Raw genomic sequence first — 18,526 nt, 5'->3', positions numbered from 1 at the left:
AATTATTTTTATGCTGGGATATCAACTTTTCATATGCACTTGGAATTACAATATTTAGCTTTGTTGGTGGCTACGTTTTTGATAAATACAATATTAAGAATGCATTTATTATAAGCCTTATTATATTATCATTGTTCTCATAATTAACGGGATTTATCATATCTATTATTGCTGAATTTATATGGTAATGTTCTAAAATCTGGTATATCTGTAATATTCAATAATTCCATGAACTCTTTATGGTTATTGAAGAGGTATTTAGACGACCTGTATGATACCCTATATATCTTCAATATTACAATAATCTTTGCAATAAGTTTATTTTAATACCTCCCATTTTCTATCCTTCATAACTATTTTACCCTCCATTTGCATAATCAATGGGATAAATCAAAAAACGTTAATAATTCATAAGTGATTTCATAGTTATGTATCCTATAATAAGAATGAGAAGATACAGAAAAGATAGTAATATAAGATCATTATTTAAAGAATCAGAGATAAGGCCTGAAAAATTAATTATGCCTGTTTTTGTTGATGAGACGGAAAAAGATAAAAAGGAAATACCATCAATGCCGGATATATACAGATATTCTTTAAGCGCCTATGAAAATTATATAAAATACCTTGAGGAGATTGGTGTTAAAAGTATAATTCTTTTTGGAATTCCGGCACACAAGGATGAAACAGGTTCATCCTCATATGATTCCAATGGCATAATTCAGAAGGCAATTAGAACCGCAAAGCAAAATACAGATCTTAATGTTATAGCTGATTTATGCCTTTGCGAGTATACATCAACTGGTCACTGTGGAATAATAGAAAATGGCTATGTTAATAATGATAAAACACTTGAAATTTATCAGAAGGAGGCTTTAAGCTATGCCGATGCTGGTGTAGATATCATAGCCCCAAGTGGAATGATGGATGGCCAGGTCAAGGCCATACGTGAGGTTCTGGATAAAAATGGATACACAGATAAATTAATAATGGCTTACAGCTCAAAATTTGCATCTGGATTTTACGGACCGTTCAGGGACGCTGCGGAGTCAGCCCCACAGTTTGGGGACAGAAAATCATATCAGATGGATTATCATAATGGTGATGAGGCTTTACGTGAAATAGAACTTGATATAAAGGAAGGTGCAGACATAGTCATGGTAAAACCAGCACTGGCATATCTTGATATAATCAGCAGGGCAAAGAGACTGTTCAACATGCCAATGGCGACATACAGTGTTAGCGGTGAGTATACAATGATAAAAAATGCTGTTAAATCAGGATACCTGGGTGAAAATATTGTTGATGAGGTTTTAACAGCCTTCTTTAGAGCTGGGTCTGACTTAGTGATATCCTATTTCGCGGAGGATTATATAAAATCCCATGGTAAACACTAATTTCACCATTTTGTATTTTATATACATTTGAACCGAGAACTGTTCCATTGTATGCAATTAATTCAAGTGCAGAATTATTATAAATTATTTCATTTTTTATTAATGTTATTTTATATATTTTATAATCACCATTGGAATATATTTCTTGAGAATTAAATAAAATGCCATTGCTAATTGATTCATTTGCTATGCCTCTAAAATATAGCCTTTTGTCTCCAGAATATTTTACTGTAATATTAAATCCTGTTAATTTCCCATGGTTATATGTTGGCGATATGCTTTCAAACGTTACAGGGTCCTCATGATTTATGTTTATAAATCCCAGAACAATTATAATTACAAGGGAAAAAATAATAATATAATAAACAAATTTTTTGATTTTTTTTGTATTTATCTCTTTTTTTAAGTCGTTTTTATTAATATTGGCAATAGTTATAAGCGATATCATGGTCCAGAATATAAAATATCCTGGAAGAACACGATAATTAAAAAGGAAAAATATGGCAGGAAATGCAAATAATTCATATTTTAATATATCATAATATTTTATGTAAACTATTATGGTAACCAAAAAAATTATAACCATTATTCCCGTGAATACATTAGAAGGTACATAAGCATAATTTAAGAATGATATCTGTGAGATGCCCTCACCAATGCCATAAATTTTAAGTGTTTCACTTGATAGGATATCTTTAAAATAAATGTATGGTGATTTAATGATAAAATAACCATTTATTAAGAAAAAGATTCCTGCGCCATATATTAGCCAGTAAAATGTTTTTTTAGGTCCGTGGGTTTTATAAATCATATAAATAATGTATGGAAAAACTAGGGCAGGAAACTGTTTCGCTGAAAGGGATAGACCATAGAATATTCCAGACAATCGGTAATTCTTCCTGAAAAAATATGATGTCATTAATAGTACGGCCCATAACAGTCCAATTAAACCCACTATTCCATAATAAAGTACAAAAATATTTATTAATAACCCAAAAAGGGCGTACAGTGCAATTTTTTTATTGCCATATGTTTTATATATTAAAAAAAAGGGTATAATAATTAATATAGATATAATAAAATTGTTATATTTCCCTATTAAAACGTATGGAACATATACCAAAAACGAAAGTGCCGGGTATCCCATTAAGGTAACAAAACTCCCATTCATTGTTGGTGTTGAAAAAAGCTGATAATTTATCATGTTAAAATGACTGAAAACAGAGGCTGTTACATAAGGTATATAAGGGTCCCTGCCAGACATAAACTGTATTGCCGAATAAACATCTATATAATACTCATCCTGCTGTATAAAATGCAAATAAAAATGGAGTGAAAAAATAATTATCAATACAATCAATGATAAAATTATATATATTGCCTTAAAATTTAAATTCCTATTTTCAAGAAAGTCAAGACTAATTTTTCCTTTATAATATTTATATGCAATAAAGGCAAAAACTGCAAGGATTATTATAAACAGGATGTGGGAATATGGCGCCTTTATGAATGCCACAGCAAGCAGGATAAGTATTAGCATTCCCATGAATATATATACATAAATTAACCTATCAATTATATTTGATCTGGCATTAATATTTGAAAAAAATAAGAAAATAAATGATAAAATCATAATAAGGAATTCTGCAATTATGGCATAAATATCAAGATAACCAAAGACCCCAAAAATTATGGATGTGGCAATTATTGAAAGGGCAGACCCGTAATTAAGTGTTATTCTTTTAATTCTGTCATCCATAATTACCACACAAGAAAAGAGGCTGTACTGTATGTTATTATAAATGCCACTATAATTCCAAGCAAATCGGCTATATAAATACTTACATTTTCAAAAATTGCAAAATAATAAATTAATAAATTTACGCCGTAGCCGATAAGATTAAAAATATTGTACTTAAAAAGCCTTTTAAGAAACATTCCGTGCCCATTGAAAGTAAATCTATTATTCATAAAAAAATTGTAGATAATTGATATTTCAATGGCAGGAATTATACTTAATATATTTCCAAGATATGGATGCAAGAGGAATAAAAAACCCTCATTAACAGCAATACCTGATAAACCTATTATGGAATATCTTAATATTGTACCACGCTTTAAAATTAGATAAACATAATCTTTTAAGCCTATTCTGGCCTTATTTCCAATATCAACACTTGAATAACCAACCTTAAAATTATTTTTTAATATATCTATATTTATATTGAGTGCATTAACCCTATCGTTAATTATTGAATTGCCGGAATCTTTTATAAATTTATATGCAGATTTTGAGTAAACATTTATGCATCCAATTAGGTACCTGCTTTTAATTGATAATGATAATCTTAGAATAAAATTTGAAAAATTTTTTAGGCCATCCGGTCTGCATTTAATTATTAAAAGATCAAAATTGTCATTTTGTGCCTCCTTAAAAAATTTGATTGCCGTATCCCCATCTATGTTTATATCTGATGAAAGTATATAATCAAAGTCTTCATCGTCTGTTAGTGCGGAATCTTTAAATTTTAAGATCATTTAAACATGGATATATTACCTGTTATTATTTTTTGTTTTTTTATTTTTTTCATGGGAAACTTTATAATATTCTATAAAATATGTAAATCAATGCCAATATATGAAAATGACGAACATGAATTTCTAAGCGCGAGGGCAAAAAAGATTGAAAATAATGTTTATATAGACGGCAATTTATTTTTAACTGATAAGAGGATAATATTTGAAAAAAAGGGTAAAAGACAATTTTTAAGGGCATCACCTGCAGTTACAGATATTAACCTTTTTTTGTATAATGTGGAAAATGCAACATTCGCCATACCAAAGTTTAGTCTTTTTACAAAGAAGATTTTAAGTATAGAATATTATAATGGTGATAAAAATCTTGTAAGGGTTGATTTTATAATAAAGGATCCTAAAAACTGGGTAAATAATATAACAAGGCTTGCATCTATTTCAAAAAAGGAATATGCAAACAATACAGCGAGAATGCAGGAGGATCAAAAGAGATACGAATTGGAGATGGCCAAGGCCAGGGCACCTAAGGCAAATATAGGCATGGCAGTATTTGGTGGGGATAAAAAAAATCAGGGGAAAATAAACCCAGGTGATTATATAGATGCAGAAAGCAATGAAAATCTTCCAGCAACAAATCTAAAATGCCCTAATTGCGGTGCAGATATAACAGATGATATGAAATACTGCCCAAAATGTGGATACAAATTAAAAAAAGATGATGAAAAAGATTGAAATTAATTTATTATTTCCGTTATTTTTTCTATACTTTGTGTAACCTTATTCCACAGATAGCTTTTACTTTTAAGGTAATTATAATCCTTACTTGAAATCTGCATTCTTTCTGATGATTCAGGGAGTTTATATTTTTTATAATCCTCTAATATTAATGATTCTATTAGAGTCTCCATAACAATAATATAATTGCTTTTATCCTTTTTAAATACAAATGGTTTGATCCCGGAAAATTTTTCCATAAATTTAGACATTAATATATTCAATTTACTGCCATCAAGAAAAAGGAATGCGTCTGATAATTTTAAATTGCATGCAATTATGGTGTCCCTATTCTCTTTTAATCTGGACATAATACCATATTTTTGTTTATTCCTTTTATAGTTTCTTTTTAAAAAAATATCAAATGTTTTTGATGGATAGGCTATAAAACCTGTACTGGCAACCGTCCTTACGAGCAGGTCGATATCCTCATATTCCATTAAATCACGCCACCCGCCATTGTTAATAATCACATCCCTATTTATTATAGTGAAATTTGAAATCAGGGCCTTTTTTTCATTCTGATTTATGAATTTATATATTATATCTGAAACACCTATGCTGTATTCAAGTTCAGGATTTAGTATTATTATATATTCACCACTGCTCTGGGCAACTGCAATACTTTTTGCCATTCCATAGCTGTTGAATTTAGATTTAATTATCCTTAAATTTGGATTTTCTATATCTATATCCTTTTCTGTAATTATTATTATTTCGTAATTAAACCCAATCTCCTCAGCAATTTCTATAATTTTTTTAAGGTTAAAAATAATGGAGTTATCAATGTCATAAACCACAGAACAAAAGGATATTTTTTTGGATGGTTCTGCCGTTATGCTTAATGTTCTTAAATTTGAAACTTCCATCAAATAAGAAAGTTTTATTTTAACTTAAACTTTGTTATTTTTATCCCTTCCATATACCTATGCCAAGACCTATTATGAACAGAACAAGTACAATGGAAAATGAAACAGAGTGTGTGAGGCCCAAAAGTTTTGGAACCATTGCTATATGGGAACTCACAAACGAGCTAATTGAAGACCCTATCTGTGAGGGCGACAATTTTGGAACAAAGGCAAATCCGGCATACCATGCTATTATGAATGCAATGATTATCAATATGGCCGATGCTATGCCTTTTTTTATTGCCAGCCCAAAAAATAGACCGTCGATAAAGGCAAGGATAAGTAATATATATCCTGAAATAACCATAAAATAGAGAAGAAAAATTTATATTTAAAGTTATTGAATTTTAAATGTATTTTTTTATATATTAATGCGTATAAAATGGCAATGATGTTTTTCAAATAAATTTATATAACGATTATATATATTTCTTTTGAAATGACGCTTATAGTAATGGGAATACTGCACCACCTGAACCTTAATACATCAATTGAACATGCCTCAGAAAATTTTGTGTATGTTTCAAAAAAGATACTTCAAATGTATTCAATAAAATCCGGGTGTGTTGTAAATGGTAAGCTTGTTGAAATCAATCCTGCAACAGATAATCCCACAGAGGTTGCAATGCCTGATCTGAGCTCAATTACAGGATTAAAGGTTGGGATGCTTTATTATGTTGGAGAGGGGGAGAAGGATTATCTGTTCTTCCCGTTAAAAACATGGAACAAGCTTGTTGATTTTGCCATTTTCCCAGAGGAATATGAATTAAAATTTGAATTTTATAATGTTGCGTGTAAGTTTAGAAAATATAATCTTTTCAACAAGGGCACTGTAATTGATAAGGAGGATAGAGGAAATGGAGGATCTTTATAAGATAAACAGAACCCTTGAAACGGCAATAAAAATGGAGGCAGAGGGGAAACTTGAAGAGGCCATAAAAAATTATAAGGAAGCCTATATTCATATGGTGGAGCTTGCCAGGGAATCAAAAGGCGCTGAAAGGAAAAAAAGGGCAGAACAGGCTGAGCAGATACTTAAAACATATAAAAGGCTTGAAAACTCAGATGCTGGTGAGGACAGGCTCGAAAAGGGTAAAAAAATCCTTGAATCTTTAAATATTGAACCTCCAGAAATACCAAAAATTACCTTCGATGATGTTGCAGGTCTTAATGATGTAAAGAATGAAATTTTATCAAAGATAATATATCCAATGAGATATAAGGAGCTATCACAGGAGTATAATATCGAATTTGGAGGCGGCATGCTGCTTTTTGGTCCCCCCGGTACCGGAAAAACTTTTATTGTTAAGGCCATAGCAAATGAGGTTAAGGCAAACTTTATTAATGTAAATCCCTCGTCACTTTACAGCCAGTGGTTTGGGCAGTTTGAAAAAAATATTTCACAGCTTTTCAGGGCTGCATATCTGCTATCACCATCAATAATATTTTTTGATGAAATAGATACGCTGGTGCCCAAAAGAAGTGGAACAGAGTCCGATGCTGCAAAAAGGGGGGTTTCACAGCTTTTAACAGAGGTTGGTGGTTTAACATCAGAAAAGGACAAGAATATCTTTATAATAGCAGCAACCAATAACCCATGGGCAATCGATGAGGCAATTTTAAGGCCCGGTAGATTTGACGTTAAAATATATGTTCCACCCCCAGACTTTGATGCCAGGGTAAAGCTGTTCCAGCTAAAGCTATCAAAAATCAAGCCTCTTGGAAATATAGATTATGAGGAGCTGGCAAAGCTTACGGAAAGGTATTCCGGGGCTGATATAGAATTCATATGCAAAAAGGCTGTTCAGAATGTGTTTATGGAGGTTATAAAAACGGGCAATAAAATACCGGTTACAACTGATGATATTATTTCTGTAATATACCAAATAAAACCGTCAATAGATGAAAGAATGCTGGAAAAATATCGGGAATATATGGTACAGTAATACAAAAAGTTTATTAAAAAGTATATATTTATATATTATGGTTTTTAAAATTGGTAAATCAGATGAGGAAAAAATTCTTGAAAAACGTTCAAAAATTAGCATGTTCAAGGCCACTGTAAACAGGCAAATAAGGCAGTATGAGAAGATTTTGGAAAAAAGCAGGGAGGATGCCAAACTTGCATTAAGGCAGAATAATATGATGAAGGCAAAATTATTTGCATCTTTTATGAACGCAATCCAGACCTCAATAAATGGCCTTAAGGATTATTCACTGCTTCTTGAAAGTGTCGACCTTAATTTAATGTATTCACTCACACTTAAGCAAACAAGCAGTTCTATTATTCAGAGTTCAGAGGCATTAAAGAGCAGCGAGCTGACCCCACAGCAGATAGCTGATATGTCAAAAAGTCTTAATGAGCTTACAAATGCACAGGAAAGGATACAGTCAACACTCGTGGATCAGTTTGACCAGATTAAGGATGCTGTGGAGCAAACAGCAAATATTTCGACAGCAAATCCAGAAAAGATTCTGGAATCTCTAAGCAGGGAAATGTCCCAGAAATCAGATTCAATGAGCAATACAGAAATGTCAGGTTCGGAATCATCAAAGGAGGATGAGGAGCTGAATAAACTTTTAAAGGAAATGCAGGATAACCCTGAAAAGTGATACAAGTGCGCAGCAAAAGAAATAATAAATTTGAAATAGAATTAAATTTATCCATTTATAAGAAGGAAAGCGCATTAAAAGATTATAAAAATAAGATTAGGCGGATACTTTATGGTAAACCATAATCCTGTTTTTTTGGGTTTTTAAAATACTGGTCATTTTTTGGTCTTAATACGAAATTAGTAAATTTTATACATAATTCGTATATTTTAAATACTATGAATTAATTATGTTATGTTGGCATTATAGGTTAAAATGGACTTATAATGTTAAAAATGATATATGGATATACAAATGTTTATTAATAAAACATAATTAATAAACAAATACCAAAAAGGTGAAAAAATGGAAACGAAATGCAAGATATGTGGAGAAAAAATACAGGTGCCAGACGACTCAATGGCAGGAGAACTGCTGGAATGCCCTTCATGCGGCATGAACTATGAAATAACATCGATATCAGGTAATTCAGTTGAGATAAAACCTGCAGAAAATGTGGGAGAGGACTGGGGAGAATAAATTGATAAAAGCTGGTATTGTTGGGGCATCCGGATACGTTGGTGGTGAGCTTTTAAGGCTGCTTGCCAATCATGGTGACGTTGAGGTAACTGTTGCAACATCAAATAAGCATAAGGATGAAAAGGTTGCCAGAATACATCCAGACCTTTACGGTCTCACAGACCTAAAATTTACGGGAAGAAGCATTTTTGACCTTTTAGATGACCTTGATGTTGTTTTTCTTGCAGTGCCACATGGCACATCAATAAATTATGTACCACAGCTCATGGAAAGTGGGGTTAGAATAGTGGATATGAGCGCAGATTTCAGGCTGAGAGACCCGGATAAATACCCTGTATGGTATGGCTTTGAACATCCATATCCTGACCTTATCAAAAAATTTGTTTATGGAATGCCAGAACTGCACAGGGAGGAACTCAAAAATGCCAGGTATATAGCAGTGCCCGGATGCATAGCATCCTCATCAATATACAGCATTGCACCATTTGCCTCCCTTGACCTTGATAATAATGTTATAACTGTAGATGCAAAGGTTGGTTCATCTGGGTCAGGTGCTGAACTTGATGAGTCAAAGGTTTTTTCAGAAAGGTATAACTCTGTGAGGGCATATAAACCGGCAGGCCACAGACACACACCAGAAATTGAGCAGGAAATAAAATATGCAACAGGCAGGGATGTTAAAATCGCATTATCGGCACACTCAGTAAACATGGTCAGGGGTATACTGACAACATCAAGCATCTTTGCAAAAACAGATGAAATCCATGGCTGGGGGCTGTTAAGGGAATTTTATTCTGGTGAGAAATTTGTAAGGTTAATAATGGATAAAAAGAGCAATTTCAAATATCCTGATCCAAAGATTGTTGTTGGTTCAAATTTTGTCGATCTTGGTTTTGCAATTGATAGGTACATTAACAGGATAGTATCCTTCGGTGCAATAGACAATATGATAAAGGGCGCATCAGGAAATGCCATACAGTCCATGAATATAATGTATGGATTTAATGAATCAGAGGGTTTAACCGCGCCATCACTTTTCCCGGTGTAGAATATGATTGTGATAAAAATTGGTGGAAGCATACTTGAGAAGATTATAAATGAAAATGCGCTGCCCAATATTTTAAATAATATAAATGATGATATTATAATAGTCCATGGGGGTGGCAATTACCTAAACAAATACAGTGATGAGTTCGGATATGAACAAAAATTTGTTACGTCCCCAGAGGGTATAAAAAGCAGGTACACAGATAAAAAAACACTTGAAATTTTCACAATGGTCATGTCCCTCATAAATGAAAAAATAGTACATTCATTAAGAAACTCAGGCATCAATGCACTGGGTATTAACGGTGTTTCAATTATTAATGCAAAAAGAAAGGATAAATTAATAATACTTAATGAAAAGAACAGAAAGATGGTAATTGATGGGGGTTACACAGGTAAAATCACATCTGTAAATTCAGATATTATTAAAAATATAGTTTTATCTGGATATATTCCTGTAATATCACCTGTGGCATATTCCCCCGAAAGCTATCTTAATATAGATGCTGACAGGGCAGCAGCATATATTGCAGGATATACAGGTGCCAGCACCCTTATAATGGCCACAAATGTTGACGGACTTTACTGGGATGGTACAGTGGTTGAGGACGCTGACAGCGAGTATATAAAAAGCATAATAACAAGTGTTGGACATGGCATGGATAAAAAATTAATGGCTGCAACAGAGGCCATAGATTTGGGGGTTCAGAATGTTATTATCTCAAATCCATTTAAAGATATTATGCATGGAACTGTAATTTCAAGGAAAACCCATGCAATGAAGATATAAATTAACAGGTGATGGTATGGAAAATTATGAGGATGAGTATATTGCAAATACGTATCAGAGATTGCCGGTTCATATTAAAAATGGCGAGGAGGCAAGGCTGTACGATGAAAACGGCAAGGAATACATAGATATGATGGGAGGCTATGGTGTTGCAATATTTGGTTATTCAAATGATAAAATAAAAAAGGCTGTTTGCGATCAGATGGATATACTTCCAATAGCCCATGCATCAGAGTATACAGAGGCCAGAAATAATTTTGTTAAAAAACTTGCCGATTCTGTTCCGGCAGGCATTGATAAATTTTATCTTGGCAACACCGGTGCTGAGGCAATAGAGGCTGCAATAAAGGTCGTAAAAAAGTCATTAAAAAAGCACAAGCTTGTGGCCATGACAAATTCATATCATGGAAAAACGCTTGGTGCACTTTCAATTACATATTCAAATAAGTACAGAAAATACTTTGATGACATATTAATAAAAGATGTGCAGTTCATTAGATACAATAATACTGATGATTTAAAGCTGCTTGAAAAGGATGATGATATAGCTGCGGTTTTCTTTGAGCCGGTTCAGGGGGAAGGTGGAATAAACATACCTGATTATGATTATGTAAGAGAATTAAGGGAAATTACAGAAAAAAACAACATAATATTTGTTGCGGATGAAATTCAATCAGGCCTTGGCAGAACAGGGAAAATGTGGGCACACCAGCATTTTGACATAACGCCAGACATAATTACAATAGGCAAGGGCATAGGTGGTGGCATACCAATGTCGGTAACAGCAGGCAGGCATGAATTCATGGATAACCTTGAAAAGGGTGAGCAGTCATCAACAACAGGTGGAAACCCAATAGCATGTGCAGCCGGAACCGCTGTACTGGAACAGCTCACGCCGGACCTCATAAACGACGTTGCCAAAAAGGGTGAGTATTTCAGATCAAAATTAAATGAATCATTAAACGATGTTAAAATCGTTAAGGAGGTAAGGGGGCTTGGCCTTATGAATGCCATAGAGCTTCGCGTAAAATTTTTGCCAGTACTCATGGATCTGATTAATAAAGGCGTTCTTGCACTTTATTCCGGTATTAACATTATAAGGATGCTCTCACCATATGTAATATCATATGATGATCTATCAAAGGCATCATCAATAATAGGCGAATCCATAAATGAATACTACAAAGAGGTCATAAAATGAAAGTCTCTCTTGTTTATGACATAATGAGGTGGGAAGAAAAATCAATAATGAAGGCCCTGCAGGATAAAAATGTCGAGGTAATGCTTAAGGATGTTAAAAACCTAAATCTTAACCTTGTTGAAAATAATGAAGAATGGGGTGATATATCACTTCAAAGATCCACTGGCTACTACCGGAATCTGCATTCAACAGCCTATATTGAATTCACAGGGCACAGGATTTTAAATGATTTTAATTCAACTGTGATCACCGGAAATAAAATGTTTACATCGCTTGTTTTATCCCACCATGGTGTGAAAATTCCAAAAAGTTTTGTATCGTTTTCAAAGGACGTTTTTCTAAAATCGTTTAATGAGGATTTTCATGGTACTGCAGTTACGAAGCCTGTAACAGGGAGCTGGGGCAGAATGATATCACTTCTTAATGATTACTATGCTGCAATGGATGTCATGGAATATAAGGATTATATGTATCCATTGTACCAGATAAATTATACACAGGAATATATTAATGAATTTGGCCGTGATCTCAGGGTATTTGTAATAAATAATCAGGTTGTTGCAGGAATTTACAGATACAAATCTGGTACTGACTGGAGAACAAATACAGCCCTTGGGGGCCGTGCAGAGGCACTAAAAATTACACCTGAAATAGAGGATATTGCACTAAAATCTGCTGAGGCCATAGGCCCTGGGATTTATGGCATAGACATACTTGAATCTCGGGATGGTTATTTTGTCAACGAAATTAATGGAAACACTGAATTTAAAAATACTGTACCGGTAACTGGCGTTGACATACCTGCCTATATAGCTGACTATCTTATACTCGAGGCAAGGAAATGAATACAAGGGACATGTTAATAAAAATGCTTGAAATATACTCACCAAGCGGGGAGGAGTATGAAATAGCAAAACTCCTTAGAGATTACATGGAGGATTTGGGATTTCCGAATCCGGTTATAGATGAAAAATACAATGTTGTTTCGGTAACAGGAAGAAATAAACCATCAATACTAATTTGCGGCCACGAAGATACTGTTCCTGGATTTATTGATGTAAAAATTGACGGTGATTTAATTTACGGCCGCGGTGCTGTGGACGCAAAATCATCCCTTCTTGCCCTAATGCTTGGGGCAAAACATGCATTAGATTCAGGATTCGATGGCAGAATCATACTTGCAGCAGCCTCAGGGGAGGAAAGTGATAGCAAGGGTATTAATTACATAGAATCAGGTTACGATAAAACCGACTACGCCATTTTTGGTGAACCGGGAGGCCCTGAAAATATCACTGCAGGTTACAAGGGAAGAATACTTATGGAGATTAAAAAACACAGCAGCTCCCATCATGCAAGCTCATCATGGATGGAGGAGAATTCCATAGATTCTCTTATAAACCTCTGGATAAAGATCAGGGATAAATGGGGGAGTAATAAGGATTTTAATGATATAAGCGCGGGAATAACAAAATTTAACGGCGGGGAATATGACAATATGACGCCTGAAAATGCATCAATGTTCATAGATATAAGATATCCAAAATCGGTTACAGAGAATGATATTGTAAGTGAAATTAAATCACTTGCCGGGGATTCCCGAGATTATATATTTAAAACACAGAACAGGACATATCCATATATATCTGACCTTAAGAGCAATCTGGTATCTGCATTCAAGGCATCAATTAAAAAGAACGGCATGGTTCCAAGATTAATATTCAAAAGCGGTTCTGGTGACATGAACACACTGGGCCATGACTGGGGGATACCTGTGGTAACCTATGGGCCTGGTGATACAAAGCTGTCCCACACACCTGACGAGGTTATTAATTACAGGGAAATAGATAAATGTGCAGAAATAGTAAGGGATTCATTAATTTATTTAAAAAATAATGTATTTAAAAATTAATTACCACCAAATTTTGGCGACCTTTTTTCCATGAATGCCCTGATTCCCTCCTTAAGGTCATTGCCACCATAGAGCATTCCCATGGAAATTGATTCGAAATCCAGGTTAATTCTGGATGTTCCATATATTAATCTTTTGGCAGTGTAAACCGATGCAGGTGATATCCTCTGTGAAAGTTCCTCCGTCAATTTTAATGCCTGTGCCTCCCCATCATCATTGAATATTCTTGTTATTATGCCATATTCGTAGGCTTTCTGTGCATTTATTCTTTCGGCTGATAGTATTATATCCATGGCCCGGGAAATTCCGATTAATGCCGGAAGCCTCTGGCTGCCACCGTATCCCGGGATTAGGCCAAGGGATGTTTCAGGGAACCCAAGAACAGCATCGCCTGAAGAAACCCTTATATCACATGCAAGCGCGAGCTCAAGGCCACCCCCCAGGACATATCCCTTCAGGTAAGCCACAAATATTTTGTTCATTTTTGTTATTCTATCAAAGGTATTTTCCCCCTTTTTTGACATTTCCATAAATGCATAGGGGCTGTTTATAAACTGTGACAGATCCGCACCCGCAGAGAAATTGGTACCATTGCCTGTTATAAGCACGGCATGTATATCATTGTCAGCTGATATCCTATCAAGCACAGCATTTAATTCATCAATAAGCCCGGAACCTATAAGATTATTTTTTGTGTTATTTAATTTTATAATTCCTGTATTTTCATGCTTTTCAAAAATTATGTATTTCTGGGCAGTATTTTCGTCTCTGGCCTTTTCTGCCTTATGTGGTGAAAATGCCTCCTTTAGTTTTCCATTAATTATTGTACTGGATGGTTTAAACACATCAATTTTATATTTTTCATAGAGTGAATTTAGGGTCTTTAAAACATCAGAGGAGGATAAACCCTGGGCCACTGTTACCGGACCAAATGGCCTGTTCAGACCCAGTTTAACTCCTGTTTCAATATCATTTGGTGTGGCAATGCCACTCTCTATTAATTTTGTTGCCTCGTTTATTTCAAGTGAAAATACATCCATAAGGCTTATCTTTTCTGAGGGTGCCGCCTCCGGTATTACTGCCTTACCATTTTCCCACCTGTAAATACCAGACCCTGTTTTCATTCCAAGCTTTCCTGCATTAACGTATGAATCCAGGTTTTTGCATTTTCCATAATCCGGAGATAATTCCTGTGCATAATATTTTAAGGAATCGTATACGGTATCCAGGCCAACATAATCAAAAAGCTGGTATGGCCCCATTGGAAGGCCCTGAGATTTAAAGAATGCATCTATGCCTGCAGGGTCCGAATCAGAAAGCGCCATGCAGAATACTAGGAGTTCGGGTGCTGAAACCCTGTTGACAATAAAACCTGCCTCATCCCTCATAACCTTTATTGGTACTTTCCCTATGGCCTTTGCAACAGCCATTATCTCATCAATATACTTTTCATCTGTTTTATCACCCTTTATAACCTCAACAAGCTTCATTAATACTGGAGGATTAAAAAAATGCATGCCAAGAAGCCGCTCGGGTTTTTTAACAAATTCGGCCAGTTCGGTAATCCTTATATTTGATGTATTCGATGCTATTATTCCATCAGTGTAATTTGAAATTTCCGAAAGCACATTTTTTTTAATTTCAAACTTTTCTGGAACCGCCTCTATTGATATGTATGCTCCATCAACAGCATCCTTTATATTGTTATAATAATTAATGTTTTTCAGTGTTTTGTCATACAACTCCCTTGTAATTTTTCCAGAGGAAAGAAGTTTGGATAGGCTTTCATTTATTTCCCTTTTGGCCCTTTCAATAACCTCGGGATAAAAATCCTCAAGGTTGACACAATAACCGCCAAGCGCAAAAACCTCGGCTATACCGTGTCCCATTGTTCCTGCTCCTATTACTGCTATTTTTGAATCCATGATGTATTATAACGTTAAAAAATATATTACTTCCTATCGGGCATTTTGTTATTTCATTTAAATAGAAAGAAAATAAAAATCTATATTAATTAATTAACATCAAGTGTTAATGTTTAGAAAAGAAATTTTATTAATATTAAGACCATAAATGGAATATGAATAACTACAGGCTGACCATTAATGGTCTTTTAGAAGCTTCAGTTATGTCCAATAAAAATCAGGAAATTATTTACAGGGATAGGGAATTAACCTATGAGGAATTTTATAATAATGTGAAAAGGCTGGCAGGTAATTTGTTGCGGCTGGGTGTAAAAAATGGTGATAGAATTGGCATTATTGATTTTGATACCATAAATTATATGTATGCATATTATGCCGTGCCAATGATTGGTGCCACCCTGCATATGGTTAATATAAGGTACCCGCCAGAGATATTATTCTATACAATACAAAACTCCGAGGATAAATATATTATAGTTAACTCCGCATTCATGCCATTAATAATGCAGTATAAGGATCTATTTAGCTTTGTAAGCCTTTTTATTATTTACTCTGAAAATGGCCATGAAAAATATAACATGGATAATTATGTTTTTATGGATGACCTGTTAAAGGAAAATGATGAAAAAATCGATGAGCCCGATGAAAATTCCATTGCAACTCTATTTTATACATCTGGAACAACCGGACTTCCAAAGGGTGTTTATTATACACATAAACAGTTAATATTACACAGCATATCTTCACTGGCTGCATTATCAGATGATCCCATAAATTTCAGGCGCACTGATACAATACTTCCACTTGTTCCAATGTTCCATGTCCATGCTTGGGGAATACCATATTTTGCAATATTGAAAGGCATGAAATATATAGTCCCAGGGAAATACGACTGGCCAAATATACTTAATGCCATGGAGAAATACAGTGTAAATGTATCTGCAATGGTGCCATCCATACTTTATTTGCTGTTATCAGAAAAAAACGGACCGTCAATAATGGGAAAACTTCATTTAAAAACCATAATTGGGGGTGCGGCAATAACCTCAGGTCTGGCGGATCTTGCTGAAAAATCAGGCATGACCATAATATCAGGTTATGGCATGTCCGAAACAGGCCCAATAATCACACTTGCAACATATAATTCCATTATAGAAAATTCTGATGAAGAAACAAAAAAGGCAGTTAGGAGAAAAACAGGCATACCAATACCAATGGTGAGACTGAGGGTTGTTTCTGGAAACCATGATGTTGAAAAAAACGAAAATGAAATCGGTGAGATAATTTTGAGGGCACCATGGTTAACATCAGGCTATTTTAAGGATGATGAAAAAACTAAAAAACTCTGGCAGGATGGCTGGCTTCATACAGGAGACCTCGCGGTTATGGATAAATATGGATACATAAAAATTGTTGACAGGGAATCTGATGCGATAAAATCCGGGGGAGAATTTATACCATCCGTGATATTGGAAGATTTAATAAGCACCGTTCCAGGGGTTGATGAGGTTGCCGTTGTGGCATACAGGGACCAGAAGTGGGGGGAGCGCCCTGCTGCATTTATAAAAGGGTCAGCAGATGAAGAAACAATAAGGAAAAAGCTTAATGAATATGTGGATACAGGCAGAATTGCAAAATTCTGGATGCCTGATAGGTATTATTTTGTTGAAAATTTTGAAAAGACAGGAACAGGAAAAATAGATAAGAAGATACTTAGGGAGAGGGTGAAATAATGGAGGATGCATATATAGTTTATTTTAAGCGTGTTCCGTTTTCAAGGGCCAGGCCAAATGACCCTGAAAAGGATGCATACAATGATTTGAGAATGGATAAGCTTCTATCGGAATTAATTAATTTATCCCTTGAGGAGACCAAAATAAATCCAGAGGAGATAGGCGATGTCATAACCGGATGTGCATTTCAGGCAGGTGAGAACTGGACATACGGAGGCAGGCATCCTGTGCTTTTATCAAACCTGCCATACACGGTGCCTGCAATGTCTATGGACAGGGCATGCTCATCATCGCTTAATGCTGCGGGGATAGGTGCCATGGAGGTCATGCTCGGGAAATCAGATATAGTTCTTGCAGGAGGCATGGAGCACATGACGCATGTTCCTCTTGGCATAAATAATCCATACATTAAACCTAATATGGAATTAATGGTAAATCCAAAATACGCAAAATATAATATGAACGTTTCATATAACATGGGATTAACTGCGGAAAAACTTGCCAGCATTAAGCACATTGACAGGGACGAAATGGATGAATACTCATATAATTCACATTTAAGGGCAGAAAAGGCATACCAGGATGGGTTTTTTAAGGATGAAATAATGCCTGTTGAGGTTAACGGCCAGGTTTATGAGAAGGATCTTGGAATAAGGCCTGATGCCTCTCTTGAACAAATAAAAGCTCTTAGGCCGGCTTTTAAGGAGGATGGCATAATAACTGCTGGAAATTCATCAACACTTAACGATGGTGCATCTCTTCTGATGATAATGTCAGGAAAGAAGGTTAAGGAATACGGTTTTAAACCGCTTGCAAGAATTGTTGATTTTGCATCAGCAGGCGTTGACCCCACAATAATGGGTGAGGGTCCTGTTCCGGCCACAGAAAAGGTGCTTAAAAGAAATAAATTAAAGCCTGACGATATAGATTACTGGGAGATTAATGAGGCTTTTGCTGTTGTTGTTTTAAATGCTGTAAAGGCATTTAACCTTGATCTTGCCAGGGTAAACATTCACGGTGGTGGAATTTCCATAGGGCATCCACTCGGGGCCACTGGTGCAAGAATTGCCGGAACATTGGCACGTACATTAAATGATAAAAAGAAGGATCTTGGCATAGCCACATTATGCGTTGGTGGAGGGCAGGGATATTCAATGCTTCTGGAGCGTGTTTAA

At 34.9% G+C, this 18,526-nt stretch carries 18 protein-coding genes; 13 read left to right on the top strand and 5 right to left on the bottom strand.

Features of this window, described 5'->3' with window-relative positions; genetic code table 11:
• Positions 1-428: 428 nt before the first annotated feature.
• A complete protein-coding gene (gene hemB / locus QXW15_RS02680; protein ID WP_054964335.1) occupies positions 429-1,397 on the top strand; it encodes a porphobilinogen synthase in 969 nt (322 codons plus the stop codon).
• On the opposite strand, the gene QXW15_RS02675 is transcribed toward hemB, so the two are convergent.
• Positions 1,327-3,156: a hypothetical protein gene (locus tag QXW15_RS02675; protein WP_342789921.1), complete on the bottom strand. Its 1,830-nt coding sequence runs from the start codon at positions 3,154-3,156 to the stop codon at positions 1,327-1,329. The genes hemB and QXW15_RS02675 overlap by 71 nt on opposite strands.
• A 2-nt stretch (positions 3,157-3,158) precedes the next feature.
• On the bottom strand, positions 3,159-3,935 hold the full coding sequence (locus QXW15_RS02670) for a GtrA family protein (RefSeq protein ID WP_048100981.1): 777 nt from the start codon (positions 3,933-3,935) through the stop codon (positions 3,159-3,161).
• Positions 3,936-4,025: 90 nt separating this feature from the next.
• Here QXW15_RS02670 and QXW15_RS02665 point away from each other — a divergent pair, with 90 nt between their 5' ends.
• Positions 4,026-4,664 (top strand): zinc ribbon domain-containing protein, encoded by a 639-nt coding sequence (locus tag QXW15_RS02665; protein WP_048101339.1) that lies wholly within the window; start codon positions 4,026-4,028, stop codon positions 4,662-4,664.
• Between the two features lie 2 nt (positions 4,665-4,666).
• Here the strand turns inward: QXW15_RS02665 and QXW15_RS02660 are convergent, their stop codons facing one another.
• Together QXW15_RS02660 and QXW15_RS02655 are read right to left on the bottom strand one after the other, a co-directional pair.
• Positions 4,667-5,575 carry a hypothetical protein gene (locus QXW15_RS02660; protein ID WP_054964208.1) on the bottom strand — a complete coding sequence of 303 codons (909 nt, stop codon included), beginning with the start codon at positions 5,573-5,575 and terminating at the stop codon, positions 4,667-4,669.
• Positions 5,576-5,615: 40 nt separating this feature from the next.
• A complete protein-coding gene (locus tag QXW15_RS02655) occupies positions 5,616-5,921 on the bottom strand; it encodes a hypothetical protein (RefSeq protein ID WP_048100979.1) in 306 nt (101 codons plus the stop codon).
• A gap of 132 nt (positions 5,922-6,053) precedes the next feature.
• Here QXW15_RS02655 and QXW15_RS02650 point away from each other — a divergent pair, with 132 nt between their 5' ends.
• The 9 genes from QXW15_RS02650 (at position 6,054) to QXW15_RS02610 (ending at position 13,693) form a co-directional block, all read left to right on the top strand.
• Complete coding sequence (locus QXW15_RS02650) at positions 6,054-6,488, top strand: hypothetical protein (RefSeq protein ID WP_048100978.1); 435 nt, start codon at positions 6,054-6,056, stop codon at positions 6,486-6,488.
• On the top strand, positions 6,451-7,560 hold the full coding sequence (locus tag QXW15_RS02645) for an ATP-binding protein (protein ID WP_342789919.1): 1,110 nt from the start codon (positions 6,451-6,453) through the stop codon (positions 7,558-7,560). Before QXW15_RS02650 ends, QXW15_RS02645 begins: the two co-directional genes overlap by 38 nt.
• Positions 7,561-7,597: 37 nt before the next feature.
• Positions 7,598-8,227, top strand: coding sequence for a hypothetical protein (locus tag QXW15_RS02640; protein WP_048100977.1), 630 nt, complete (start codon positions 7,598-7,600; stop codon positions 8,225-8,227).
• 345 nt (positions 8,228-8,572) lie between these two features.
• Positions 8,573-8,746 (top strand): alpha-aminoadipate/glutamate carrier protein LysW, encoded by a 174-nt coding sequence (lysW/argW, locus tag QXW15_RS02635; protein WP_169749827.1) that lies wholly within the window; start codon positions 8,573-8,575, stop codon positions 8,744-8,746.
• 1 nt (position 8,747) lies between these two features.
• Entirely contained in the window at positions 8,748-9,794 is a 1,047-nt protein-coding gene (gene argC, locus QXW15_RS02630; protein WP_231563390.1) for an N-acetyl-gamma-glutamyl-phosphate reductase, read from the top strand.
• Positions 9,795-9,797: 3 nt separating this feature from the next.
• Complete coding sequence (locus QXW15_RS02625; protein ID WP_048100976.1) at positions 9,798-10,583, top strand: [LysW]-aminoadipate/[LysW]-glutamate kinase; 786 nt, start codon at positions 9,798-9,800, stop codon at positions 10,581-10,583.
• 16 nt (positions 10,584-10,599) lie between these two features.
• Positions 10,600-11,784: an aminotransferase class III-fold pyridoxal phosphate-dependent enzyme gene (locus QXW15_RS02620; protein ID WP_342789916.1), complete on the top strand. Its 1,185-nt coding sequence runs from the start codon at positions 10,600-10,602 to the stop codon at positions 11,782-11,784.
• Positions 11,781-12,629: a RimK family alpha-L-glutamate ligase gene (locus QXW15_RS02615; RefSeq protein ID WP_048100974.1), complete on the top strand. Its 849-nt coding sequence runs from the start codon at positions 11,781-11,783 to the stop codon at positions 12,627-12,629. The genes QXW15_RS02620 and QXW15_RS02615 overlap by 4 nt, the downstream gene beginning before the upstream one ends.
• Positions 12,626-13,693: a M20/M25/M40 family metallo-hydrolase gene (locus tag QXW15_RS02610; protein WP_342789915.1), complete on the top strand. Its 1,068-nt coding sequence runs from the start codon at positions 12,626-12,628 to the stop codon at positions 13,691-13,693. Before QXW15_RS02615 ends, QXW15_RS02610 begins: the two co-directional genes overlap by 4 nt.
• On the opposite strand, the gene QXW15_RS02605 is transcribed toward QXW15_RS02610, so the two are convergent.
• A complete protein-coding gene (locus QXW15_RS02605) occupies positions 13,690-15,618 on the bottom strand; it encodes a 3-hydroxyacyl-CoA dehydrogenase/enoyl-CoA hydratase family protein (RefSeq protein WP_054964429.1) in 1,929 nt (642 codons plus the stop codon). The genes QXW15_RS02610 and QXW15_RS02605 overlap by 4 nt on opposite strands.
• A 155-nt stretch (positions 15,619-15,773) precedes the next feature.
• Here QXW15_RS02605 and QXW15_RS02600 point away from each other — a divergent pair, with 155 nt between their 5' ends.
• Together QXW15_RS02600 and QXW15_RS02595 are read left to right on the top strand one after the other, a co-directional pair.
• The gene (locus QXW15_RS02600; RefSeq protein ID WP_342789914.1) at positions 15,774-17,351 is read left to right on the top strand and encodes a long-chain-fatty-acid--CoA ligase; all 1,578 of its coding nucleotides are present in this window, start codon (positions 15,774-15,776) and stop codon (positions 17,349-17,351) included.
• Positions 17,351-18,526 (top strand): acetyl-CoA C-acetyltransferase, encoded by a 1,176-nt coding sequence (locus QXW15_RS02595; RefSeq protein WP_287954508.1) that lies wholly within the window; start codon positions 17,351-17,353, stop codon positions 18,524-18,526. The genes QXW15_RS02600 and QXW15_RS02595 overlap by 1 nt, the downstream gene beginning before the upstream one ends.

This window comes from Acidiplasma sp. (genome assembly GCF_038728925.1).
Classification (GTDB): domain Archaea; phylum Thermoplasmatota; class Thermoplasmata; order Thermoplasmatales; family Thermoplasmataceae; genus Acidiplasma; species Acidiplasma aeolicum.
This window is presented reverse-complemented; position numbering and strand designations above follow the sequence as displayed.

Coding starts and splice junctions, on each gene's coding strand:
- QXW15_RS02670 (WP_048100981.1), bottom strand. CDS start 3,935: ATGATCTTAAAATTTAAAGATTCCGCACTAACAGACGATGAAGACTTT.
- QXW15_RS02655 (WP_048100979.1), bottom strand. CDS start 5,921: ATGGTTATTTCAGGATATATATTACTTATCCTTGCCTTTATCGACGGT.
- hemB (WP_054964335.1), top strand. CDS start 429: ATGTATCCTATAATAAGAATGAGAAGATACAGAAAAGATAGTAATATA.
- QXW15_RS02610 (WP_342789915.1), top strand. CDS start 12,626: ATGAATACAAGGGACATGTTAATAAAAATGCTTGAAATATACTCACCA.
- QXW15_RS02595 (WP_287954508.1), top strand. CDS start 17,351: ATGGAGGATGCATATATAGTTTATTTTAAGCGTGTTCCGTTTTCAAGG.
- QXW15_RS02665 (WP_048101339.1), top strand. CDS start 4,026: ATGCCAATATATGAAAATGACGAACATGAATTTCTAAGCGCGAGGGCA.
- lysW/argW (WP_169749827.1), top strand. CDS start 8,573: ATGGAAACGAAATGCAAGATATGTGGAGAAAAAATACAGGTGCCAGAC.
- QXW15_RS02615 (WP_048100974.1), top strand. CDS start 11,781: ATGAAAGTCTCTCTTGTTTATGACATAATGAGGTGGGAAGAAAAATCA.
- QXW15_RS02600 (WP_342789914.1), top strand. CDS start 15,774: ATGAATAACTACAGGCTGACCATTAATGGTCTTTTAGAAGCTTCAGTT.
- QXW15_RS02650 (WP_048100978.1), top strand. CDS start 6,054: ATGACGCTTATAGTAATGGGAATACTGCACCACCTGAACCTTAATACA.
- QXW15_RS02605 (WP_054964429.1), bottom strand. CDS start 15,618: ATGGATTCAAAAATAGCAGTAATAGGAGCAGGAACAATGGGACACGGT.
- QXW15_RS02660 (WP_054964208.1), bottom strand. CDS start 5,575: ATGGAAGTTTCAAATTTAAGAACATTAAGCATAACGGCAGAACCATCC.
- QXW15_RS02640 (WP_048100977.1), top strand. CDS start 7,598: ATGGTTTTTAAAATTGGTAAATCAGATGAGGAAAAAATTCTTGAAAAA.
- QXW15_RS02620 (WP_342789916.1), top strand. CDS start 10,600: ATGGAAAATTATGAGGATGAGTATATTGCAAATACGTATCAGAGATTG.
- QXW15_RS02625 (WP_048100976.1), top strand. CDS start 9,798: ATGATTGTGATAAAAATTGGTGGAAGCATACTTGAGAAGATTATAAAT.
- QXW15_RS02675 (WP_342789921.1), bottom strand. CDS start 3,156: ATGGATGACAGAATTAAAAGAATAACACTTAATTACGGGTCTGCCCTT.